Below are 23472 nucleotides of genomic sequence, written 5' to 3' on the forward strand. Positions count from 1 at the left end.
AACCACCTACGCGCGCTTTACGCCCAGTAATTCCGATTAACGCTTGCACCCTCTGTATTACCGCGGCTGCTGGCACAGAGTTAGCCGGTGCTTATTCTGTCGGTAACGTCAAAACAGCAAGGTATTAGCTTACTGCCCTTCCTCCCAACTTAAAGTGCTTTACAATCCGAAGACCTTCTTCACACACGCGGCATGGCTGGATCAGGCTTTCGCCCATTGTCCAATATTCCCCACTGCTGCCTCCCGTAGGAGTCTGGACCGTGTCTCAGTTCCAGTGTGACTGATCATCCTCTCAGACCAGTTACGGATCGTCGCCTTGGTGAGCCTTTACCCCACCAACTAGCTAATCCGACCTAGGCTCATCTGATAGCGCAAGGCCCGAAGGTCCCCTGCTTTCTCCCGTAGGACGTATGCGGTATTAGCGTTCCTTTCGAAACGTTGTCCCCCACTACCAGGCAGATTCCTAGGCATTACTCACCCGTCCGCCGCTGAATCCAGGAGCAAGCTCCCATCATCCGCTCGACTTGCATGTGTTAGGCCTGCCGCCAGCGTTCAATCTGAGCCATGATCAAACTCTTCAGTTCAATACTGCTTGGGTTTTTAAGAAACCCTAAACTTGGCTCAGCAATCTCAAATGACTATGTGATTTCTCGCATGGCCACTTGTGATGCTGATAATCTTTTTGACTATCAGTCCGTACCCACAAGCACCCACACGAATTGCTTGATTCAATTTGTTAAAGAGCGTTTGGTTAAGAGCTTTTCGTCTCAACCGAGGCGCGCATTCTACGCTTTCCTCATTTGCTGTCAAGCGTTTGTTTTGAAGTTCTTCTGAAGCGACTTTCTTTCAAAAGCCTTTCACCTCAACAACTTACCGCTTGCCTCGTTGCGTTCAACGCTGCGAGGAGGCGAATAATACGCGCTTTGAAATCAGAGTCAACACCTTGATCTGAAAAAACTTTCGATCTTCATTTACTGCCCCTCTGGCAACTAAATGCACCCGTCATCGCTCTCTAGAGAAATACCCCGTGGAGCTTAACGGCCATGAGCGATGCGCAAAGCGACAAGACCCCCGGCCTGTCGGCGGACGAGGAACAGGAAGTCAGCCATAACCAGCCCCCGCGGGCAGCGGTGCTGCACGAGATCATCCGCACCCAAGGCGACCAGGAACTGGAGCGCACCCTGGCAGCGCTGTGGTGGTCGGCGCTGGCAGCGGGCCTGACCATGGGCCTTTCTTTCATGGCCATGGGGCTCTTGTATTCCCGCCTGCCAGATGGCGAAAGCGCCCAGGTGATCGCCAGCCTGGGCTACAGCGCCGGCTTCCTCGCCGTGATCCTGGCGCGCCAGCAACTGTTTACCGAAAACACCCTGACAGCCGTGCTGCCGGTCATGACCACCCCTACCCTCGCCAACCTTGGCCGCCTGCTAAGGCTGTGGGGCGTGGTGCTGCTGGGTAACCTGGCAGGCACGTTGCTGGTCGCCTGGGTGATGCTCGAGCTGCCGATCTTCGACAGCAAGACCGACGTCGCCTTCCTCGAAGTCGGCCGCAAGGTGATGAAGAACGACCTCAGCCAGATGTTCGCCAAGGGCATCGTCTCGGGCTGGATGATCGCCACCATGGTCTGGATGATCCCCTCCATGGAGCAGGCCAAGATCTGGATCATCCTGATGATCACCTACCTCATGGCACTCGGCGACTTCACCCACATCGTCGTCGGTTCGGTGGAAGTGTCCTATCTGGTGTGGGCCGGCGAGCAGACCTGGCAAAGCTTCTGGCTGCATTTCGCGTTGCCGACCCTGGCCGGCAACATCATCGGTGGCAGCTTCATCTTCGCCTTGATCAGCCATGCCCAGGTACGTAGCGACAGCGGCAAGCCGCCCTCGCAGCTATTAAAGGAGGAAAAACCCGCATCACGCGGACCGGACAAAACCCGCAAGTGACCTTCACTGCCCCGCCAGCGCGCGCTCAGGCCCCCTGCCCCGCTCGCGCGCCGGCCGCGGTTGCCACCAGTTCTGCCCTTCATGGGGCGAGTCGAGGCTCACCCGCTCGCCCATCTGCGGCGTACTCAGGCGTACCTGCGCCGCGCCGGCCAGGGCGACGATGCGCTCGAATGGCTCCTGCCAGCCGTGCAACGACAAGTCGAAGGTGCCGTTGTGAATCGGCAGCATCCAGCGCCCGCGCAGATCCAGGTGCGCCTGCAAGCTCTGCTCCGGCTGCATGTGCACATTTGGCCACGCCAGGTTGTAGGCACCGGTTTCGACCAGGGTCAGGTCGAACGGCCCGAAACGCTCGCCGATCTGCCGAAAGCCGTCGAAGTAGCCGGTGTCGCCACTGAAGAACACGCGCAACTGATCATCGATCACAACCCACGACGCCCACAGGGTCCGGTTGCTGTCGAACAACCCGCGCCCGGAGAAGTGCTGGGCCGGCGTGGCGATGAAACGCACACCTTCCACTTCCGTTTCCTGCCACCAGTCCAGCTGCGTGACCTTGCTCGCCGGCACGCCCCATTCGATCAGCAGATCACCCACCCCCAGCGGTGCCAGAAAGCGCTCGCTGCGTGATGCCAACTGGCGAATGGCCTGTTCGTCAAGGTGATCGAAATGATCGTGGGAGAGGATCACCGCCGCCAGCGGGGGCAGTTCCGCCAACGGCAGTGGCGGCGCATGAAAGCGCAGCGGCCCCGCCCACTGCACCGGCGAGGCGCGTTCGGCGAACACCGGGTCGGTGATGAAGAAGCGCCCGCGCAGCTTGAGCAATACTGTTGAATGGCCCAGCCGCCACAGGCTGTGGTCCGGTGCGTCGAGCACCTGCTGGCGGGTCATGGGCTGTACGCTGATCGCCGTCGCCGGCCGGGTTTCCGGCGGTTTGCGCAGGAACAGGTATTTAAGGCCGATGCGCAGCTTTTTAAGCACGCCATCCTGGGGCAGGCTGGCCTGGTTGTGAAAACGTCCGTCCCGCTGCGGCGCCGACTCGCCGGCGGGGTTAGCCATGGGCATCATGAGCAGCAGCACTCCAAGCAAGAGGAAAGCCTTCATGTTACTCCACAGTGGTCGCACTAACCGTGAATTGGCTTGTAAGGTCATTTTTCGACGATGAAACACTGTTCAACAATATTCACGCGACTTATGCGATAAACGGTGCTTCAACAGAAGAACGAAAACCATGAAGGACAACCGTAGCGGCAAGGGACTTTCTTTCGTCAGGCGCATCTACCTGCCGCGCATCGTCGGCCTGGGCATCGGCCTGTTCAGCGTGGCCGCCGCTATCGCGCCGCTGTCGCCGCCTCTGTGGGCCTGGGTGCTGCTGCTGTTCAACGGCCTGCTGTGGCCGCATGTGGCCTATCAGTGGGCGGCACGCTCCACGGCGCCTTACCAGGCAGAGCAGCGCAACCTGCTGCTGGACTCGCTGATGGGCGGCTTCTGGACCGCGGCCATGCACTTCAACCCGCTGCCCACGGTCACCGTGCTGTCGATGATGACCATGAACAATGTAGCCGCCGGGGGCAAACGGATGGTCGTGCGCGGCGCCTTGGCGCAACTTGCGGGCATGCTGCTGGCCAGCGCGCTGCTGGGCACCGGCTTGCAATTGACCACCTCGCCGCTGCAGGTCTACGCTTGCCTGCCGATGCTGACCCTCTATCCGCTGGCCCTGGGCTGGGTCTGCTACCGCCTGGCGATCAAGCTCGCCGAGCACAAGCGCCGCCTCAGCGCCCTGAGCCTGACCGACAGCCTCACCGGCCTGCTCAACCACGGCGCCTGGAAAGACGCGCTGCTGTTGCAGTTCCAGACCTGCCAGCAGCAACAGCAGCCCGCCGTGATCGCCCTGATCGACATCGACCACTTCAAGACCATCAACGACACCTTCGGCCACGTGGTCGGCGACTGTGTGCTGCGCCAGTTGAGCGATGAACTCAAGCGCAACCTGCGCGAGAGCGACCTGGCCGGGCGCTACGGCGGCGATGAGTTCTGCGTGATTCTCCCGGGCGCCAGCGAGGCCCAGGCCTGCCAGGCCATGGAACGCCTGCGCCAGCAGGTGGCCAGCTACCGCAACCCGCAGCTTCCGCACCTGAAGATCAGCCTGAGTATCGGCCTGTCGGCCTTCCAGGCAGGCCTGCCATGCCCCGAACGCTGGCTGGAGCTGGCCGACCAGGCGCTCTACAGCGCCAAGCGCCAGGGCCGCGACCAGGTCAATTTCGCCACCGGCGAAGGCACGCCGCTCAGGCTCGCCTATCCTGACTGAACCCCTCGCCGATTGACCGACGCGGGGCGGCAGCTCAAGAAGGAGTCGCTCGCGTATGGCCAGGATCGCCGACGTCACGCCCACCAGCCCCACCCCCCGTGTTCAGGTCCGGCGCCTGATCGCAGGCTTTTGCGCGGTCTTCGGCCTCGCCTGCCTGGTAACCCTCGGTGCCCTGTTCAACATCGCCGCCACCCTCGACAACCAGGAGCAGGCACGCAGTGCCTTCCACGCCTCCCAGGCGCTGCAGCAACGCCTACAGGCCTCACGCCAGTTCCTCTCCAGCTACGCCGTGTGGGACAGCGCCTACCAGCACCTGACGCCCCAGGTGGATTGGCAGTGGGCCTACGAGCAGAAGAACATCGGCGAGTCGCTGTACAGCGCCAGCGGCTACGAAGGCGTGTTCGTGGTGGACGACCAGCGCACCAGCTACGCGCTGTTCAAGGGCAAGCCCACCCAGGCCCCGGCCAGCAGTTTTGTCGACAGCCCCCTCCCAGCGATCATTGCCCAGGCCCGTGCTGCAGCCAGCGCACGCGAGCAGGTCACTCACTTCGTGCTGTTCAATGGCTGGCCGGCAGTGCTCAGCGCTGCCGCCGTGCGCCCTGACCGGGAAGTGACCGATGCCGAAGTGAGCCAGGCGCCGGTGATGCTGTTCGTCGACCAGCTCACCGAAGAAAAGCTCGGCCAACTGGGTGCCGGCGCAGGCCTTGCGCACATGCATATCGAAAAGAACCGCGGCAACCCCGGCGAGCATCAGATAGCCCTGGGCGACAGCGGCTACCACCTGGCCTGGACCAGCCCCCTGCCCGGCCGGCAACTGCTCTGGGCGGTGCTGCCGCCATTGCTCGGCGCATTGCTGGTACTGGGCCTGGTGATGCTCTACCTGTTCCGCCATGCCCTGCACAGCTCGCGGGCCATCGACCTGAGCCTGGAGCGCCTGCAACAGAGCAACCATGCACTGGAGGCCAGCGAGCAGCGTTTTCGCGCCGTGGCCGAGGCCGCTTCCGACTGGATCTGGGAAACCGACCGGCAGCAGCGGCTGACTTATCTGTCGCAGCGTTTCGTCAAAGTGACCGGCGACCCGGTGGAGGTCTGGCTCGGGCAACCGCTCAACCAACTGCTCAGTTGCGACACCACGCCCCTGTCACCCTGGCTGGACGCCCAGGTCGAGGCCGACTCGGAACAACCGGCCAACCTGCGCTGTGCCTACCGTGACCACAATGGCCAGAGCCGTTTTTGCCGGATCTCGGCACGGGCGATCGTGTACGACGGCAAGCTGGCAGGCTTTCGTGGCACCGCCAGCGACATTACCGACGAAGTGGCAGCCCACGCACGCATCCAACACCTGTCGCTGCACGACCCGCTGACGGGCCTTGCCAACCGCAACAAGCTCGCCCGGCACCTGGAGCAGGCGTTATTGCGCGGTAGCGACTCGGCACCCTTGACCTTGCTGCTGCTCGACCTCGACAACTTCAAGCCGATCAACGATTCCCTTGGGCATCCCGCCGGTGATGCAGTGCTGCAGGAGGTGGCCGCGCGCCTGCGCGACACCACCCGCGATGTCGACCTGGTCGCACGCTTGGGCGGCGACGAATTCGTGCTGGTGTTGGCAGGCGTGGACAACCGCCACGAGGTCGACCGGCTGTGCCAGCGGCTGATCGAGTTGCTGCGACAACCCATCCCCTTCGAGGACCAAGCGCTGCACGTGGGCGCCAGCATCGGCATCGCCCAGACCCGCACCCAGGGCTTTGATGCCGGCGAGCTGATACGCTGCGCCGATATCGCCCTGTACCAGGCCAAGGCCGACGGCAAGAATACCTGGCGCTACTTTGCCGCCGAAATGAACCAGCAGATCCAGTACCGCCGGCAACTGGAAAACGACTTGCGCCGCGCCCTGCGCAACAACGAGTTCGTCCTTCATTACCAACCGCGCTACCGCCTGGGCGACCTGCGCATCGTCTCGGTCGAAGCCCTGCTGCGCTGGCAGCATCCGCAGGAAGGCCTGCTTGGCCCGGACACCTTCATCGCGCTGGCCGAACAGAGCGAGCTGATCGTCAGCCTCGGCCGCTGGGTGCTGCGCGAGGCCTGCCGCAATGCCCAGGGCTGGCCCGAGCAGCTGCTGGTCTCGGTAAACCTGTCGCCGGCACAGTTCCTGCGCAGCGATGTGGTGGCCGATGTGCGCGACATTCTCGTGGAAACCGGCTTCCCCGCCCAACGCCTGGAGCTGGAGATCACCGAAAACGTGATGCTCAACGACATCGAAGGCGCGCTGGCGACCATGCAGGCACTCAAGGAGCTGGGCGTGCGCCTGAACATGGATGATTTCGGCACCGGCTATTCATCGCTCGGTTACCTGCGCACCTACCCGTTCGACAGCATCAAGATCGACAAACGCTTCATTGCCGGGCTGAGCAACGCCGGCAGCAGCGACCGGGCGGTGGTGCAGGCGATCATCAACCTGGGCGAAGCCATGGGCTTGACGGTAACCGCCGAAGGGGTCGAGACCGAACAGCAATTGCGCGCGCTGGAAGGTGACCGCTGCCATGAAGTGCAGGGCTATTATCTGAGCCGGCCGCTGGACAAGGCAGGCTTCGAGCAGTTGCTGGAACAATTGCCCGCATCGCCCGCCGATGCCAGTGCAAGCCGGCGCAGTTGAATTCGGCACTCAACGCAGGGCACGGTCCGCGACGATTTCCGGCAAGTCACTGCGACGCAGGTAGACGCGCAGCGGCTCAGCGATGTTCAGGCGGTCGTCCACATGCTGCTGCAACAGCAACCCCAGCCGCTCGCGGCACAAGGCCATGCGCTGGCCCTGTTGCGGCCGCCAGACGAATTCGCTGCACGGGGTGATGCTGTCATCCGCCACGTCCATGCCGAACGCGTCCTCGGAAAACCGCACGATGTGGACCCCGCGCTTGCCATGAAAACCGACGAAGCCCTTGAGCTGGTCGGCGGCGCTGCAGATGTCCAGGGAAGTGATGGCCATGACGTAACCTCGCAATAAAGACGGAAGTGACGCACGCCAGGCGGGCAGCGGTTGCCTCTGCTGGGCAACGCGCTCGCCCAGCCTAGCGCAGGTGGCCGTTGTTTCGCCAAGGTTTTTCGTCATCTGCCGGCAGGCCCGCTAGAATGAATGCTGCCCCTCCGTCGCCAATACCGGGACCGTTCATGACAGACGCCATCAGCGCCGATATCAGCGCCGATATCGCTACCATCGCCCGCATCAACGCGGTGCCCGCCATTCTCCAGGTCATCTGTGAAACCACCGGCATGCGTTTTGCCGCCGTGGCACGGGTCACCGAAAACCACTGGGTCGCCTGTGCCGTGCTCGACACCCTGGATTTCGGCCTGGATGCCGGCGGCGAACTCGACGTGGCCACCACGCTGTGCCATGAGATCCGCAGCACCCACCAGACCATCGTGATCGACAAGGCCAGCGAGGACAAACAGTACTGCGGCCACCACACCCCCAAGCTGTATCGCTTCGAAAGCTACATTTCCGTGCCGGTGTTTCGCACCGATGGCAGCTTTTTCGGCACCATCTGTGCGCTCGACCCCAACCCGGCGGCGCTCAAGGGCAGCGCGATCCAGCCGATGATGGAGTCGTTCGCCCGCCTGCTGGCGATCCAGATCGAGAGCGAGGAAAACGCCCAGCGCACCGAGCGGGCGCTGCTTCAGGAACGGGCCATGGCCGAACTGCGCGAGCAGTTCATTGCCGTGCTCGGCCACGACCTGCGCAACCCGCTGTTCGCCATCACCGCGGGGGCCGAACTGCTGGCCCAGCGCCTGGAGGACGAGAAGAACCGCGTCATCGCCCAGCACATCCATACCTGCGGCCGGCGTGCCTCGCAGCTGGTGCGTGACGTGCTGGACTTCGCCCGTGGCCGGCTCGGCACCGGCATCCCGTTGAACCAGCAGCCCTGCCCTGACCTGGCCGAAGGCCTCAGGCATGTGGCCTCGGAGCTGCAAGGGGTGCATCCGCTGCGCCAGATCGTGCTCGACATCGGCGTGCTCGGCGACCTGCGTTGCGACCGCGAGCGGGTCACCCAGCTGCTGTCCAACCTCATTGCCAATGCCCTGGTGCATGGCGACCCGCACGGGCCGGTGACGGTCAAGGCCGCCATCGCCGACGATGAGTTCGTGCTCAGCGTGCACAACCGCGGGCGCCCGATTGCCGCGCAGACCCTGAGCCAGCTGTTCCAGCCCTTCACCCGGCCATTGGCCGACGAGCCGCAGCAAGGCCTGGGTCTGGGGCTGTACATCGCCAACCAGATTGCCCTCTCCCATGGCGGGCGCATGGAGGTGGTGTCCGACGCCCTGCAAGGCACCTTGTTCAGCTTCCACCTGCCGCTGGGTCGACCTGAGTTGCAAGCAGCCCCGCCAGCCAGTTCATGAAAGCCTGCACCCGGCGCGGCACATGCCGTTGCCGGGCGTACAGCAACGACACCGGCATGGCCTCGGCCTGCCAGGCTGGCAGCACCGCCACCAGTTCACCCCGCAGCAAGTGCTCCGCCACCCCCACCGCCGGCACCTGGATCAACCCCAGCCCCGCCAGGCAGGCCGCCGAATAGGCTTCGGCATTGTTCACCGTTACCCCGCCCGCCATGGCCTGGTAGTGCACCTGGCCTGCGTGCTGGTATTCAAACCCTGCACTGCGCCCGCCGAGGTTGCGCACGTAGTGCACCAGGCGGTGCCCGGCCAGGTCCTCGAGGCGCTGCGGCACGCCATGGTGGGCCAGGTAGGCGGGGCTGGCGCAATTGCACATGCTCAACTGGCCGATCGGCCGCGCCACCACGTCCAGGTCGCTGAGCGCGCCGATGCGCATCACACAGTCGAAACCTTCGCGCAGCAGGTCGACCTGGCGGTCGGTGCAACTGATCTCCACTTCCAGGCGCGGGAAGCGCTCCAGAAACTGCGGCAAGGCCGGGATGATGACGCGCCGCGCCATCATGGTCGGCATGTCGACCCGCAGGCAGCCGGCAAGCTCGGCATCATCGGCGCGGAACAGGTTTTCGATCTCGTCCATGCCCGACAACAGGTCCTTGCTGCGCTCGTACAGCAACGCGCCATCCTGGGTTGCCTGCACGCGCCGCGTGGTACGGTTGAACAGGCGTGTGCCAAGCATCTGCTCGAGGGCCCTGACCTGCTCCGACACCGTCGAGCGCGGCAGGCCCAGGCTTTCGGCCGCCAAGGTGAAACTGCTCACTTCACTCACCCGGACGAAGGTGCGCAACAACTCCAACTTGTTCATACCGGCTTCCGATTGTTCGGTTAATGCGAACAGTATTTCCATATTTGCTGGATTTAACAGCCCACGCGCGACCAATAACCTGTTTCCCATCCACCCCAATGAGGAAACCGCCATGACCCGCAAGATTGCTCTGATCACCGGCGCCAGCCGCGGCCTGGGCCGCAACGCCGCCGAACACCTGGCCGCACGCGGCATCGACATCATCGGCACCTACCACAGCCAGGCCGACGAAGCCCACACCGTGGCCGAGCGCCTGCAACAGGCCGGGGCAAAGGCGGCGATGCTGCAACTGGATGTCGGCGACAGCAGCAGCTTCGCAGCCTTCGCCGAGCGCCTGGGCGAAACCCTGCGCAGCCAGTTTGGCCGCGAGCGCTTCGACTTCCTGGTGAACAACGCCGGCATCGGCCTCAACGCGCCATTCAGCGAAACCAGCGAGGCGCAGTTCGACCAGTTGCTGAACATCCACCTCAAGGGGCCGTTCTTCCTCACCCAGCGCATGCTGGCGCTGCTGGAGGATGGCGGGCGCATCGTCAACATTTCCTCGGGCCTTGCGCGCTTTTCGTTGCCGGGCCACGCGGCCTACGCCGCCATGAAGGGCGCGATGGAGGTGCTGACCCGCTACCAGGCCAGGGAGCTGGGCGCCCGAGGCATCCGCGTCAACATTCTCGCCCCGGGGGCGATCGAGACCGATTTCAGCGGCGGCGCGGTGCGTGACAACCCGCAGCTCAATGACTACGTCGCCGGGAACACGGCCCTGGGCCGCGCCGGCCTGCCGGATGACATCGGTGCGGCGATCGCCTTGTTGCTGGAGGAAGGCAACGGCTGGATCACCGGGCAGCGGCTGGAGGTTTCCGGGGGCATGTTCCTGTGAATGCCTGGGGGCCGCCGTGCAGCCCCTTGGCCCTTACCGGTCGACGATGTCTTCATGGACCTGGACGCTGGCCGTCATCCCGGCACTGAGGTTCACGCCCTGGGGGATCTCGTCCAGCTTGATCCGCACCGGGATGCGCTGCGCCAGCCGCACCCAGTTGAAGGTCGGCTCGACCTCCGGCAACAGTTGGCTGTCGGGGTTGCTGTTGCGGTCGGTGATGCCGCGGCTGATGCTCTGCACATGCCCTTGCATCGCCTCCCCCGCGCCCATCAGCCAGACCTTCACCGAGTCGCCCACGCGAATGCGCGGCAGCTTGGTTTCCTCGAAATAGGCCTGGATATAGAAGGTCGAATCATCCACCAGGGCCATCACGGCCTGGCCGGTGTTCACATAGTTGCCCTGGGCCAGGCGCAGGTTGGTGATATGCCCGTCGCGCGGGGCGCGCACTTCGCTGCGCGCCAGGTTGATTTTCGCCACCTGCAACTGGGCTTGGGCTTCATGCAGCTCGCCACGGGCGATAGCCGCGTTGATCTGGGCGTTTTCCCGCAGCTCGGCGCTGATGGCCTCCGGGCCCAGCGCCGTGCGCCGCGCCGCTTCGCGTTCGCGCAGGTGCAACTGCTGGGTGCGCGTCTCGGCCACGGCGCTGGCCTGGTCGAAGGCCGCCTGGAAGCGCTCGCGGTCGATGGTCATCAGCAGCTCGCCAGCCTTGACCTGCTGGTTGTCCTGCACCTTGAGCTCGCGCACCCAGCCGGACACATCGGGGGCGATCACCACCACATCGGCGCGCACCCGGGCATCCCGTGTCCACGGGGTGAGCATGTAGTACTGCCAGAGCTGGTAGCCGGCCAGAACGGCGATGGCGACCACGCAAAGGGTCACCAGGGTACGGACGACAGCACGCATCGAATCACTCCTTACAAAGGCCCCAGCAGGCGAACCACCAGGTACAACACACACACGAACATGGCCGCATCGAACAAGGCTTCATGCCAGATCCAGCGCGCCAGCGGGGTGGCCTGGACCACCAGGCGCAAGGCGCCGGTGAGCACCAGGGCCATCAACACGTAGATTAGAAAAGGGCTGAGCAGCACGCCGCCCAAGGCCCATTCACGCAAGCCCATGGGCTTCCTCCTGCCAGCGGCACCATTTACGCCAACTCTTCTGCAACTGCAGCACGGCGCCTTCGGCCAGGCGCAACGGGTCACTGGACGGCTGGCGCTGCAGCGCGGCGATGAACTGCTCGCTGGCGGCATCCAGGCGCTCGCCGCGCCCGGCTGCCGGCCCCTGGGCCAGCACCGCTTGCAATTGCTCCAGATACTGCCGCTCAGCCGCGCCCAGCGGCGCCTGGGCCACCGCCAGGCACATGCGCAGGTGCACCAGCTCATCGCCGATATCCAGGCCATGCAGGCCATCGTCCCAGCGCTTGCGCTCGGCCTCGGGCAATTCGTTGGCCTGGCGGGCAAGCTGCATCAGGCGGTCGGCCATGCGCCCGCCAAACCAGGTATCGGCGCCGCGCAGGTCACGCCGGGTCAGGCGTACCAGGTCACTTTGCGTCGCGGCCCGCAGTCGGCGGCCGAGCCAGGCCGGGTGACGAAACACCAGCAAGCGGAACGCCAGCACCGCGGCGCTCACCCCCACCAGCATGGCCAAGGCGCTGTTGAGCATGCTCGCCACGCCAAACTGCATGGCATTGAGCGGCGCCACCAGGACGATGCAATGCAGGCAATAGGAAGTGGCCGTAGCGCCGGTACGCGGATGCGCCATGCCCAGCGCCCCGAGAAACAGCGGCACGCCCAGGCCCAGGCAGAGCATGGCGAAGCTGCTCCACTGCGGCAGGATGATTTGCCCGACCAGAAACGCTACCGGGATCGCCAGCAAGATGCCGCGCAAGAAACTCAGGCCGATCTGCGCGCCGTTTTCACGGCTGGCGAACAAGCTGCAGACCACGCACGTCAACACCAGGCCACCCGGTGCCGAAGGCCAGGCGGTGGCCAGCCAGAAGCTGCTCATGACCAGGAGCGCCAGGGCACTGCGCGAGCCGAACAGCAGCGCCAGCGACCAATCGCGGTGCGCGGCCAGGCCCTGGCCGTCCGCCTTGGGCGTGCGCCCCGCCTCGACATCGTCCAGCGCCTGGGTGGCGGCCATGGCGTAGTCGAGCAGCAAGGCCATGCGGGCCAGGCAGAAGTGCTCGGCCGAGCTGATCTGCTCGGCGTGGGCGGCATCCCAGATGCGCTGGCGCAACAGCAGCAGGGTGGGTTGGTCTGGGTTGGCCAACCCGGCGCGCACTTCTTCCATCCAGGGGCCAAGGGCAATGGCTTGCTGCTCATCGAGCTGGCGCCATTGCCGGCGCACCGAGCGCGAAATGCGCAGCAACACCATCAGTTTCTGGCTCAGCCCGCGAATCGCCCTGGCCCGCTGGCGCCCGCGCGGCCCTTCGAACCAGGCATGTTCGCGCTGGGTATCGATGGCAACGATACGCCCGAGAATCTCCAGCAACCCTTTGCGCGCCTCATCCTCGCCGCCGAGCATGGCGCTGGCCGCCTGCAGGCCGTTCTGCCAGGCCTGGCGCGCCTGCACGGCAAGCTGCTGCTCGACGCGCATGGGCCAGAGCAAGGCGCTGGTGGCGGTGGCGCAGAAAATGCCCAGGCAGATTTCGGTACAGCGCGCCACGGCCTGGTCGAACACCTGCAACGGGTGGTCGATCGCCGGCAGGGCGATGATGGCGGCGGTGTAGCCGGCCAGCACGAAGGCATAGGCCCAGGCGCTGCGCAGTTGCGTGGAAGCGGCCGTGCACAGCGCCAGCCACAGCGCCAGGGCAATCAGGAACAGCCAGGGGGTCTGGGCGAACAGGCCAATGAACACCACCGACATGAAGGTGCCGACCAGCGTCCCGGCCAGCCGAGCCAGGCCCTTCTGCACCACCATCCCGGACAGCGGCTGGGCGACGATGAACGCGGTCATCAAGGCCCAGGCCGGCTGCTCCAGCCCCCAGCGCATCGCCAGCCACAAGGCCAGGCCGCCGCCGAGCAAGGTCTTGATGGCGAACTTGAGGGCCAGGCGGGTGGGTGCGAACAGGGCCTGTAGGGTGATGGGCACGAATCGGACCTTGCGGGGGGATGGTTGAGGTAAACGATAGACAACGCAGCGCAGGATAATGCCGAAACGATTAATTAGCTAGCTAATCATCTTTGTAGGGCAAAGGTTGGCGCAGCAAATTGCAGGCAAAAAAATAGGCGACCGAAGTCGCCCTAAATGCCTTGCGTGCTCGTGAATCGGGAAGGTCAGCGCGGCTTGCGCTTGTTCGAGTCCTTCCAGATGAAAATGCCCAGACCGGCAAAGAAGGCGAACATCAACCCGACCGTTACCACACCCGCGATAACCACATTGTCGAAGAACATGTCATGGGCCTCCTGATTCGTTTGCCGTTGTCCGATGGATGCAAGGTAACGAATGCCGGGGCGGGGGAAATTGATCGAGGTCAATGCTGCCCGGGACCGGGCAGGCGAGGCGGGCGCAGGGTTGACCTGCGTCAAGTTTCAGCGCTTCTTGGGCTTGCCCTTGGGCTTTTTCTTCTTCGCCTTGCCCAGTGGCATGGCTTGCTCGAACGCCTGGCGCACTTCGTTCAGGCGTTTTTCCTTGAGGTCGTGGACGCGCTTGGCGCGTTCGGCATCGAAGTCGATGAGGTTGTCTTGGCTCATGGGCAGGCTCGACGGTCAACAGAGACGTGCATGATGAAGCCAGGCGCCGGCCATGGCCAGCCCTGGCTCAGACTTCGATGTCGACCAGCAGCCCCTGGCGTGGGTGCTCGCCCATCAGCGGGGCCACCGGCACGGTGTTGTCGGCGTTGACTTCATCACCGGGCAGCGCGCTGTAGCGCTCTTCATCGCCCTTGCTGTTGCGCCGTTGCTGGCGGCGCTGCTCGTCACGCAGCAACAGCGCCTGCTCTTGCGGGTCGCGCTGGTGCTTGAGGTCGATGGCGCTTTCGCCGGACGAGGGCTGCGCGGGGACCACCGGCTTGATGTCAGGGGTCGGCTTGACCGGGTCCTGTTGCGAGGTCACGGGTGCGGCACTGAGCGGAATGATCGGCGGCAGCATGAATGTTCTCCTGTGCCCACTGTATCGGCCAGCCAGCCACCACCTTGAGCAGCGCCAGGCGAGAATGTGCGGCCGGTCACGGCCGCACCCTGCCTGTATGGACAGCGATTATTCGGCTTCGTCGTCCGGGTCGTCGTCGACCGGCGGGCTGGCCTCGCTCCAGGGGCGCTTGTAGACCTGCTGCCAGACGGCGTCCATGTGGTCACGCAAAACCTGCGGGGCGTTTTTCAGCGATGCGCTGTCTTCACGCTCGCCGCCCACCGGCTCTTCGCCAGCCGGGGTGATCAGCGACTGGCCGGTGATGGTGTAGCTGGCCTGGCCTTCGCGCATCTCGATGGCGATGTCGTGGGGGTCGATGCCGCCGCCGCAGAACGAATGGCTGGCCACCGTCACTTCGGCGACGCCATCCTTGTTCAGGTCGCTGACATCACTGACGTCGGTATAGAAGTCGACATCCAGGTCCAGGCCGGAGCAGGTGGTTTCCTGCTCGATCTGCCAGCGCGCCTTGAACGCGTCGCTGGCCGCGCCGCGCCCGTACAAGGTGGCCTTGAGCACCACCTTGTCCACTTCCTGCTCGGACTCGGCATCCACCGCCTGGCCGTCGCTGCGGCTGAGCACCAGCAGGCCCTCGCCGTCGCGGTCGCGAAAATGCACGCTCTTGATCGGCGTCTGCACGCCCAGCACTTCGAGCTGCTCGACGGGAATCGGCGGCAAGGTTTCGAAATTTTTCTGATCACAGGCGCTGAGCAGCAACACGCTGCCCAGGGCCATGGAGGCGTTCAACCAGCGGTGCTTGAGCGGCATGTGAGTACGAAGCCCTCGTCAGCAATACGGTTTTCTGTGATGAAACAGCTAGACTGATGGTCTTTCAAGTCTATGGTCAGCCCGGCCTATCCGTTAACATAGCCGGCTTTTCATCGCGGGAGTTCAGGCAGTATGGCGCAGCAGTATCAACCGGGGCAACGCTGGATCAGCGACAGCGAAGCAGAGCTCGGCCTGGGGACCATCCTGGCACAGGATGGCCGCCTGTTGACCGTGCTCTACCCGGCCACTGGCGACACCCGCCAGTATTCCCTGCGCAATGCGCCGCTGACCCGCGTGCGCTTCTCGCCAGGTGACCAGATCACCCACTTCGAAGGCTGGAAGCTGACCGTGCGCGAGGTCGAGGACATCGACGGGCTGATGGTCTACCACGGCCTCGACGGCCAGAACCAGGCGCGCACCCTGCCGGAAACCCAGCTGTCGAACTTCATCCAGTTCCGCCTGGCCAGCGACCGCCTGTTCGCCGGCCAGATCGACCCGCTGTCATGGTTCAGCCTGCGCTACAACACCCTGCATCACACCAGCAAGCAGATGCAGTCGTCGCTGTGGGGCCTGGGCGGCTGCCGCGCGCAGCCGATCGCCCACCAGTTGCACATCGCCCGTGAAGTGGCCGACCGCAGCGCGCCACGCGTTTTGCTGGCCGACGAAGTGGGCCTGGGCAAGACCATCGAGGCGGGCCTGGTGATTCACCGCCAACTGCTGTCCGGCCGCGCCAGCCGCGTGCTGATCCTGGTGCCGGAAAACCTCCAGCACCAGTGGCTGGTGGAAATGCGCCGGCGCTTCAACCTGCAGGTGGCGCTGTTCGACGCCGAACGCTTCATCGAGAGCGATGCCAGCAACCCGTTCGAGGATGCCCAGCTGGCGCTGGTCGCCCTGGAGTGGCTGGTCGATGACGAAAAGGCCCAGGACGCGCTGTTCGCCGCCGGCTGGGACATGCTGGTGGTCGACGAAGCCCACCACCTGGTCTGGCACGAAGAGCAGGCCAGCGCCGAGTACAATTTGGTCGAGCAACTGGCCCAGGTCATCCCTGGCGTGCTGCTGCTCACCGCCACCCCCGAGCAACTCGGCCAGGACAGCCACTTTGCCCGCCTGCGCCTGCTCGACCCCAACCGTTTCCACGACCTGGCCGCCTTCCGCGCCGAGAGCGAGCACTATCGCCCGGTGGCCGAAGCGGTGCAGGAACTGCTCGACGAAGGCCGCCTGTCGCCCAAGGCCCACGCCACCATCCAGGGTTTCCTGGGCAGCGAAGGCGAAGCCCTGCTGGCAGCCGTCAGCGATGGCGACAGCCAGGCCAGCGCGCGGCTGATCCGCGAGCTGCTCGATCGCCACGGCACCGGCCGCGTGCTGTTTCGCAACACCCGTGCGGCGATCCAGGGTTTCCCCGAGCGCCAACTGCACCCCTACCCGCTGGCCAACCCCGAGCAATACCGCGACCTGCCGGCCGGCGAGCATGCCGAGCTGTACCCGGAAGTCGCCTTCCAGGCCCAGGGCGAAACCAGCGATGAAGAACGCTGGTGGCGCTTCGACCCGCGGGTCGACTGGCTGATCGACACCCTGAAGATGCTCAAGCGCACCAAGGTCCTGGTGATCTGCGCCCACGCCGAAACCGCCATGGACCTGGAAGACGCCCTGCGCGTGCGCTCCGGCATCCCGGCCACGGTGTTCCACGAAGGCATGAGCATCCTCGAACGGGACCGCGCGGCCGCCTACTTCGCCGACGAGGAATTTGGCGCCCAGGTGCTGATCTGCTCCGAGATCGGCAGCGAAGGCCGCAACTTCCAGTTCGCCCATCACCTGGTGATGTTCGACCTGCCGGCCCACCCCGACCTGCTCGAGCAGCGCATCGGCCGCCTCGACCGCATCGGCCAGAAGCACACCATCCAACTGCACATCCCGTACCTGCAGGACAGCCCGCAAGAGCGCCTGTTCCAGTGGTACCACGAAGGCCTCAACGCCTTCCTCAACACCTGCCCGACCGGCAACGCCCTGCAGCATCAGTTTGGCCCGCGCCTGCTGCCGATGCTCGAAGGGGGCGAGGCCACGGCCTGGACCGCGCTGGTGGCCGAAGCCCGTGGCGAGCGCGAGCGCCTGGAAGCCGAGCTGCACAGCGGCCGCGACCGCCTGCTGGAGCTCAACTCCGGCGGCGCCGGCGAAGGCCAGGCGCTGGTGGAGGCGATCCTCGAGCAGGACGACCAGTTCGCCCTGCCGATCTACATGGAAACCCTGTTCGACGCCTTCGGCATCGACAGCGAGGACCATTCGGAAAACGCCCTGATCCTCAAGCCGAGCGAGAAGATGCTCGACGCCAGCTTCCCGCTGGGCGACGACGAAGGCGTGACCATCACCTACGACCGCGCCCAGGCGCTGTCGCGCGAAGACATGCAGTTCCTGACCTGGGAGCACCCGATGGTGCAGGGCGGCATGGACCTGGTGCTGTCCGGCTCGATGGGCAACACCGCCGTCGCGCTGATCAAGAACAAGGCACTCAAGCCAGGCACCGTGCTGCTCGAGCTATTGTTCGTCAGTGAAGTGGTGGCGCCGCGCAGCCTGCAACTGGGCCGTTACCTGCCGCCTGCGGCGCTGCGCTGCCTGCTCGATGCCAACGGCAACGACCTGGCCTCGCGCGTGGCCTTCGAAACCCTCAACGACCAGCTTGAAAGCGTGCCGCGGGCCAGCGCCAACAAGTTCATCCAGGCCCAGCGCGACGTGCTGGCCAAGCGCATCAGCGGTGGCGAAGAGAAGATCCTGCCGACCCACGTCGAGCGCGTGGCCGAAGCCCAGCGCCGCCTGGCCGCCGAGGCCGACGAAGAGCTGGCGCGCCTGACAGCCCTCAAGGCCGTCAACCCAAGCGTGCGCGACAGCGAGATCGACACCCTGCGCAAGCAGCGTGAAGACGGCCTGGCGATGCTGGAAAAAGCCGCGTTGCGCCTGGAGGCGATCCGCGTACTGGTTGCAGGCTGATTCAGTGTTACCCCGGGGGCGTGCAAGCGCCCCCACCCTCCCCTCGCTTTATTTCCCCACGCTATTGATCCGATAACCAAATCGTAGAGATCAATATGCCATTATTCCGGAAGGCTTAATCACCCCTTTCTATACTGCCTCGAGTGCCCACTCGAAGATGAGGCAAGCAATGGAATGGTTGGGTCTGCAATTGTTCGCCGAACTGCCCGTTTCGGGCCGCATCGTCATGGACTGCCGGCATGAACCGCTGTTGATCCTGATCGCGTTCGCGGTGGCCAGTGCAGCCTGCTTCGCCACCTTGGACATGGCCGAACGCCAGTCCCACAGCGAACACGCCACCGCCCAACGGCAATGGCGCGTGCTTGGCGCGTGCTGCCTGGCCGGCGGGATCTGGGCCATGCACTTCATCAGCATGCTGGCATTCCAGGCGCCGGTGGAAATGCACTATGACGTGCCACTGACCGGCCTCTCGCTGCTGATTGCCCTGGTGGTGGCGTGGCTGGCGATGAACAGCCTCGACCGCACCCACATGCGCCCACAGCATTACCTGCAGAGCGCCTTGCTGATCGGCCTGGGCATCATCCTCATGCATTTCGTCGGCATGGCCGCGCTGCAAACCGGCGCGCAGCAGTTCTACAAGACCGGCCCGCTGCTGGGCAGCGCCGGCATCGCCCTGCTGACCAGCCTCGGCGCCTTGCTGCTGGCGCGCTACTTTCGCAACGGCAGCGGCCGCCAGCACCAGCTGCTGAAAACCGGCGCCGCGCTGCTGATGGCCGGCGGCATCGTCGCCACCCACTTCACGGCCATGGCCGCCATGACCCTGGTCATCGCCCCGGACACCGCCCTGCGCCTGCCCTCCGGCGACAACAGCCTGCAACTGGGCCTGACCATCGCCTTCATCACCCTGTTGATCAGCGGCAGCAGCATCAGCGCCGCCCTCGCCGACAAGAAGCTGCAGAGCAAGGAACACGACCTGCGCCGGGTCAGCAACCTGCTCAGCCAGCTCGACCAGGCGCGCGCGTCGCTGCAACAGGCCGCGCACTACGATGCGCTGACCAACCTGGTCAACCGCCGCGGCTTCAACCAGGTGTTCGCCGAGCGGCTGGCGGAGCACAGCGCCAGCGAAGACCTGCTGGCGGTGATGTTCCTCGACATCGACCATTTCAAGCGCATCAACGACAGCCTGGGCCACGCGGCAGGCGATGAACTGCTCAAAGGCATCGCCAGCCACATCAAGGCTGCCACCCGCCACCAGGACCTGGTCGCGCGTTTCGGCGGCGATGAGTTCTGCGTGGTCACCAGCCTCAGCAACCGTGACGAGGCCCGCCACCTGGCCCAGCGCATCATGCAGCGCATGAAGGAGCCGATCGACCTGGGCGGCCGGCGCATGGTGATGACCACCAGCATCGGCATCAGCGTCTTCCCCGACGATGGCCAGACTGCCGAAGAACTGCTCAAGCATGCCGACCTGGCCCTCTACCAATCCAAGGGCAGCGGGCGCAACAGCCTGCATTTCTTCAACAGCAGCCTGAAAAGCCGCGCCACCCTGGAACTGCAACTGGAAGAAGAGCTGCGCGTCGCCCTGCTCGAAGAGCGCGGGCTGTGCGTGCATTACCAGCCGATCTTCGACCTGCACAATGGCCAGGTGGCCAAGCTCGAGGCGCTGGTGCGCTGGCAGCACCCGCAGCATGGCCTGCTCGGGCCAGACCGCTTCATCGGCATTGCCGAAGCCAATGGGCTGATCGTCGACCTCGACCTGTGGGTGCTGCGCCATGCCTGCGCCGACCTGGCCCAGCTGCAGCGCCACGGCTACGGCAACCTGCAGGTCACGGTCAATTGCTCGGCACTGACCCTGGGCCACGAGGCGCTGGCGCAGGAGGTGGAAATGGCCCTGTTCCAGGCGGGCCTGGCGCCACGCCACCTGGAGCTGGAAGTCACCGAAAACGCCCTGGTCGGCGATATCCAGCGTACCGTCAGCCTGCTCAAGCGCATTCGCAGCCAGGGCGTGAGCCTGTCGATCGACGATTTCGGCACCGGCTATTCATCACTGGCCTACCTCAAGCGCCTGCCGCTGGATGTGCTGAAGATCGACCGCTCCTTCCTGCAGGAGGTACCCGGCAGCCTGAAGGACCGCGAGATCGTCCAGGCCATCATCGCCATGGCCCATACCCTGCACCTGCAGGTGGTCAGCGAAGGGGTGGAAACCGCCGAGCAGTATGCGTTCCTGGCCAGCAACGGCTGCGATTTCCTGCAGGGCTACCTGCTCAGCCGCCCCGTGGCCCTGGCAGACCTGCGGCCGATCCTCGACCGGCTCGACCGCCAGGACTTCGCCCCCATCACTTTTTGCGATACAGCTCTACCAGGGTCGCCGGATCTTTTTGCAGATAGCCCTGGCTACCGTGCAAACGCATCAATTGCGCGGCAAGGCCACTGAGCGGCGTCGCCGAGCCCTGCTCGCGGGACAGCTTGACCGCACCATCGAGGTCCTTGAGCAGCGTGCGCACATGCCACTTGATCGGTTCGTAATCACTGGCGGCCATTTGCGGCGCAAGGATCTGCAGCGGCTTGGAATCGGCAAAACCACCCGCCAGGGCCTCGGCGATGAGGCTGGCATCGACCCCGGACTGTTCGGCCAGGGCCACCACCTCGGCAATCACCAGGGCGTTGCAGGCCACGATCATCTGGTTGCAGGCCTTGGTCACCTGCCCTGCCCCCACGCCGCCCATGTGCGTCACGCGCTGGCCGAGCACCTGCAGGACCGGGCGCGCCCGCTCCAGATGCGCCGCCTCGCCGCCGACCATGATCGCCAACGTACCCGCCTCGGCGCCAGGGGTGCCGCCAGACACCGGCGTATCCAGCCAGGCCATGCCGCACAGCGCTGCCAGCTCGGCAGCCATCTCGCGGGTGGCGGTCGGCTCCAGGCTGGAGAAATCGACCAGCAGTTGCCCGCTGCGCCCGCCCATGGCGATGCCGTGCTCGCCGAACACCACCTCACGGACCACAGCGGTGTCGGCCAGGCACAGCAGCACCATGTCGTTGTCGCGGCACAACTCGGCGGGGCTTGCCGCCAGGCGCGCGCCTGCGGCAACCAGCTCGGCGCATTTCTCCGGGCTGCGGTTCCAGACGGTCAACGGGAAGCCCGCGGCCAGCAGGCGCCGGCACATGGGCAGGCCCATCAGGCCGATTCCGGCGAATCCAAGTGAAGGAAGTTCTGAACGCATCGAGCACTCCTGGCAAATTCGAAAATCAGCGGGCCGCAGCGCGGCCCATTACGCATTCCGTAAACTGTTACCGCCACGCCAAATTGTTACCTACCTCTACCCGCCTGCACGCCTTCAAGCACCAAGGCGAGGCAGCTGTGCATTTTCACGCACCAAAACGGCGCGCGATCACACCGGGCTCTTCACCTGGATCACGATGAACGGCGATACCACCACCGCCCAGATCTCTGGATCGCGGCTTTGCAGGTCGAGCGCCTGCTCGGTCGTGACCGGGCCGACAGTGCCATCACTGCGCCACTTGGCGAAGATTTCGCCGCGATTCTCGGCCATTGCCGTGGCAACCTCGATCAGGTCCAGGCCAGGGTCGACCCAAATCAGGTCACCCTTGGCCCAAAAACGCTCCAAGGCTTTCCACTCGATGGTCGCGGTCTCGCCAAGCAATTTGGCATAGAGGGTGCTTGTTTGATCAGTCATGGGTTTGTACCCGCAAAAACGGCCTATAAAAAAGGCCTGCATTTTTGCAGAAAAACCCGGTTTCAAAACAGTAATTTGGTCGATTGGCCCCGAACGTGTGGGGTGGGGCCGCAGATACGGGCAATTTGATGGCGCCTTTTTGTATCTTTGTGTCGACCATGCGACAACCCTCGAATTAGGCACTTTTCGCCCGCTTTTCAAGCGCTCGAACAGCGCTCTACACTGTACCGGTACAGTTTCCGGGACATGTTCCGGGGGAAGGTGGGCATGCAGTGTGGCGTGGCCATGCTGCAATCCCGCCCGGTCTGTAGCCCTGGCCGCCAGGACTATAAGAATTACAACAGAATGAGTGGAGCACTATGATCAAGATTTCCAAGCTGTTCGCCGCAATGGTTCTGGCAGGGGTAGCCAGCCATTCGTTTGCCGCCGATACCATCAAGATCGGCATCGCCGGTCCCAAGACGGGCCCTGTGACCCAGTACGGCGACATGCAGTTCATCGGCGCCAAACAGGCCATCAAGGACATCAACGCCAAGGGCGGCGTCGATGGCAAAAAACTTGAAGCCGTGGAATACGACGACGCCTGCGACCCTAAACAGGCCGTGGCAGTCGCCAACAAAGTGGTCAACGACGGCGTCAAGTTCGTCATCGGCCACCTGTGCTCCAGCTCGACTCAGCCTGCGTCCGACATCTACGAAGACGAAGGCGTGATCATGATCACCCCGGCTGCCACCAGCCCGGAAATCACTTCCCGTGGTTACAAACTGATCTTCCGCACCATCGGCCTGGACAGCGCCCAGGGCCCGGCCGCCGGCAACTACATCGCCGACCACGTCAAACCGAAAGTGGTGGCCGTGCTGCACGACAAGCAGCAATACGGTGAAGGCATCGCCACCGCGGTCAAGCAGACCCTGGAGAAGAAAGGCGTCAAGGTTGCCGTGTTCGAAGGCCTGAACGCCGGTGACAAGGACTTCTCCTCGATCATCCAGAAGCTCAAGCAGAACAACGTCGACTTCGTCTACTACGGCGGCTACCACCCAGAGCTGGGCCTGATCCTGCGCCAGGCTCAGGAAAAGGGCCTGAAAGCCAAGTTCATGGGCCCAGAAGGCGTGGGTAACGACTCGATCTCGCAGATTGCCCAGGGCGCTTCCGAAGGCCTGCTGGTCACCCTGCCGAAATCGTTCGACGCCGACCCGGAAAACAAGGCCATCGTCGAGGCCATCAAGGCTGACGGCAAGGACCCAAGCGGCCCGTTCGTGTTCCCGGCCTACTCGGCTGTCGAGCTGATCGCCAAGGGTATCGAAGCGGCCAAGTCCGAAGACACCGCCAAGGTGGCCGAAGCCATCCACGCCGGTACCTTCAAGACCCCGACCGGCGAGCTCTCCTACGACGCCAAGGGCGACCTGAAAGACTTCAAGTTCGTGGTCTACGAATGGCACTTCGGCAAACCGAAGACTGAAGTCTCCCCTCAGTAACTGCGTGACTAAATAGCTGACCGTAAAAGCCCACTGTGCGAGCAGTGGGCTTTGTTTTACGAG

The 23472-nt window shown here is 64.3% G+C and carries 20 protein-coding genes and 1 rRNA gene; 8 read left to right on the forward strand and 13 right to left on the reverse strand.

From position 1 onward, the window contains the following. Positions 1-584, reverse strand: a 16S ribosomal RNA gene (locus L6D75_RS04835); the annotation flags it as partial. Between the two features lie 459 nt (positions 585-1043). Here L6D75_RS04835 and L6D75_RS04840 point away from each other — a divergent pair. Beyond that, the gene (locus L6D75_RS04840) at positions 1044-1940 is read left to right on the forward strand and encodes a formate/nitrite transporter family protein (protein WP_176511545.1); all 897 of its coding nucleotides are present in this window, start codon (positions 1044-1046) and stop codon (positions 1938-1940) included. A 3-nt stretch (positions 1941-1943) separates the two neighbouring features. Here L6D75_RS04840 and L6D75_RS04845 read toward each other — a convergent pair whose 3' ends face one another. Continuing rightward, entirely contained in the window at positions 1944-3038 is a 1095-nt protein-coding gene (locus L6D75_RS04845) for an MBL fold metallo-hydrolase (protein WP_176511544.1), read from the reverse strand. Between the two features lie 127 nt (positions 3039-3165). Here L6D75_RS04845 and L6D75_RS04850 point away from each other — a divergent pair, with 127 nt between their 5' ends. Both L6D75_RS04850 and L6D75_RS04855 read left to right on the forward strand, forming a co-directional pair. Beyond that, on the forward strand, positions 3166-4242 hold the full coding sequence (locus L6D75_RS04850) for a diguanylate cyclase (protein ID WP_176511543.1): 1077 nt from the start codon (positions 3166-3168) through the stop codon (positions 4240-4242). Between the two features lie 55 nt (positions 4243-4297). Further along, a complete protein-coding gene (locus L6D75_RS04855) occupies positions 4298-6895 on the forward strand; it encodes a bifunctional diguanylate cyclase/phosphodiesterase (protein ID WP_176511542.1) in 2598 nt (865 codons plus the stop codon). A gap of 9 nt (positions 6896-6904) precedes the next feature. On the opposite strand, the gene L6D75_RS04860 is transcribed toward L6D75_RS04855, so the two are convergent. After that, entirely contained in the window at positions 6905-7225 is a 321-nt protein-coding gene (locus L6D75_RS04860; protein ID WP_176511541.1) for a DUF2025 family protein, read from the reverse strand. Positions 7226-7407: 182 nt separating this feature from the next. Between L6D75_RS04860 and L6D75_RS04865 the strand changes: the two genes are divergently transcribed. Continuing rightward, positions 7408-8634 carry a GAF domain-containing sensor histidine kinase gene (locus L6D75_RS04865; RefSeq protein ID WP_176511540.1) on the forward strand — a complete coding sequence of 409 codons (1227 nt, stop codon included), beginning with the start codon at positions 7408-7410 and terminating at the stop codon, positions 8632-8634. Here L6D75_RS04865 and L6D75_RS04870 read toward each other — a convergent pair. Further along, on the reverse strand, positions 8573-9490 hold the full coding sequence (locus tag L6D75_RS04870; protein WP_176511539.1) for a LysR family transcriptional regulator: 918 nt from the start codon (positions 9488-9490) through the stop codon (positions 8573-8575). The two genes, L6D75_RS04865 and L6D75_RS04870, sit on opposite strands and share 62 nt — an antisense overlap. 112 nt (positions 9491-9602) lie before the next feature. Here L6D75_RS04870 and L6D75_RS04875 point away from each other — a divergent pair, with 112 nt between their 5' ends. Beyond that, a complete protein-coding gene (locus tag L6D75_RS04875) occupies positions 9603-10361 on the forward strand; it encodes an SDR family NAD(P)-dependent oxidoreductase (RefSeq protein ID WP_176511538.1) in 759 nt (252 codons plus the stop codon). A gap of 33 nt (positions 10362-10394) precedes the next feature. On the opposite strand, the gene L6D75_RS04880 is transcribed toward L6D75_RS04875, so the two are convergent. From L6D75_RS04880 to L6D75_RS04910, 7 genes are all read right to left on the reverse strand, one after another. Further along, a complete protein-coding gene (locus L6D75_RS04880) occupies positions 10395-11264 on the reverse strand; it encodes an efflux RND transporter periplasmic adaptor subunit (protein WP_176511537.1) in 870 nt (289 codons plus the stop codon). A gap of 11 nt (positions 11265-11275) precedes the next feature. Continuing rightward, a complete protein-coding gene (locus L6D75_RS04885; protein WP_176511536.1) occupies positions 11276-11482 on the reverse strand; it encodes a DUF1656 domain-containing protein in 207 nt (68 codons plus the stop codon). After that, entirely contained in the window at positions 11469-13457 is a 1989-nt protein-coding gene (locus tag L6D75_RS04890) for an FUSC family protein (protein WP_176511535.1), read from the reverse strand. Before L6D75_RS04890 ends, L6D75_RS04885 begins: the two co-directional genes overlap by 14 nt. Positions 13458-13642: 185 nt before the next feature. Continuing rightward, the gene (gene ccoM / locus L6D75_RS27295; RefSeq protein ID WP_008097462.1) at positions 13643-13759 is read right to left on the reverse strand and encodes a cytochrome c oxidase subunit CcoM; all 117 of its coding nucleotides are present in this window, start codon (positions 13757-13759) and stop codon (positions 13643-13645) included. Between the two features lie 138 nt (positions 13760-13897). Continuing rightward, complete coding sequence (locus L6D75_RS04900) at positions 13898-14059, reverse strand: hypothetical protein (RefSeq protein WP_008097464.1); 162 nt, start codon at positions 14057-14059, stop codon at positions 13898-13900. A 67-nt stretch (positions 14060-14126) separates the two neighbouring features. Beyond that, positions 14127-14456 carry an aspartate-semialdehyde dehydrogenase gene (locus L6D75_RS04905; RefSeq protein ID WP_176511534.1) on the reverse strand — a complete coding sequence of 110 codons (330 nt, stop codon included), beginning with the start codon at positions 14454-14456 and terminating at the stop codon, positions 14127-14129. A gap of 108 nt (positions 14457-14564) precedes the next feature. Next, positions 14565-15260 carry a M949_RS01915 family surface polysaccharide biosynthesis protein gene (locus L6D75_RS04910; RefSeq protein ID WP_176511533.1) on the reverse strand — a complete coding sequence of 232 codons (696 nt, stop codon included), beginning with the start codon at positions 15258-15260 and terminating at the stop codon, positions 14565-14567. 132 nt (positions 15261-15392) lie between these two features. Between L6D75_RS04910 and rapA the strand changes: the two genes are divergently transcribed. Together rapA and L6D75_RS04920 are read left to right on the forward strand one after the other, a co-directional pair. Further along, positions 15393-18239 carry an RNA polymerase-associated protein RapA gene (rapA, locus tag L6D75_RS04915; RefSeq protein ID WP_176511532.1) on the forward strand — a complete coding sequence of 949 codons (2847 nt, stop codon included), beginning with the start codon at positions 15393-15395 and terminating at the stop codon, positions 18237-18239. 169 nt (positions 18240-18408) lie between these two features. Beyond that, the gene (locus L6D75_RS04920; RefSeq protein ID WP_176511531.1) at positions 18409-20673 is read left to right on the forward strand and encodes a putative bifunctional diguanylate cyclase/phosphodiesterase; all 2265 of its coding nucleotides are present in this window, start codon (positions 18409-18411) and stop codon (positions 20671-20673) included. On the opposite strand, the gene L6D75_RS04925 is transcribed toward L6D75_RS04920, so the two are convergent. Both L6D75_RS04925 and L6D75_RS04930 read right to left on the reverse strand, forming a co-directional pair. Then, a complete protein-coding gene (locus L6D75_RS04925; RefSeq protein ID WP_176511530.1) occupies positions 20576-21460 on the reverse strand; it encodes an NAD(P)-dependent oxidoreductase in 885 nt (294 codons plus the stop codon). The two genes, L6D75_RS04920 and L6D75_RS04925, sit on opposite strands and share 98 nt — an antisense overlap. A 168-nt stretch (positions 21461-21628) precedes the next feature. After that, the gene (locus L6D75_RS04930; protein WP_176511529.1) at positions 21629-21934 is read right to left on the reverse strand and encodes a DUF2288 domain-containing protein; all 306 of its coding nucleotides are present in this window, start codon (positions 21932-21934) and stop codon (positions 21629-21631) included. 359 nt (positions 21935-22293) lie between these two features. Here L6D75_RS04930 and L6D75_RS04935 point away from each other — a divergent pair, with 359 nt between their 5' ends. Beyond that, complete coding sequence (locus L6D75_RS04935; protein WP_176511528.1) at positions 22294-23409, forward strand: branched-chain amino acid ABC transporter substrate-binding protein; 1116 nt, start codon at positions 22294-22296, stop codon at positions 23407-23409. Positions 23410-23472 lie beyond the last annotated feature (63 nt).

This window comes from Pseudomonas faucium (assembly GCF_021602585.1).
In the GTDB taxonomy this organism is placed as follows: domain Bacteria; phylum Pseudomonadota; class Gammaproteobacteria; order Pseudomonadales; family Pseudomonadaceae; genus Aquipseudomonas; species Aquipseudomonas faucium.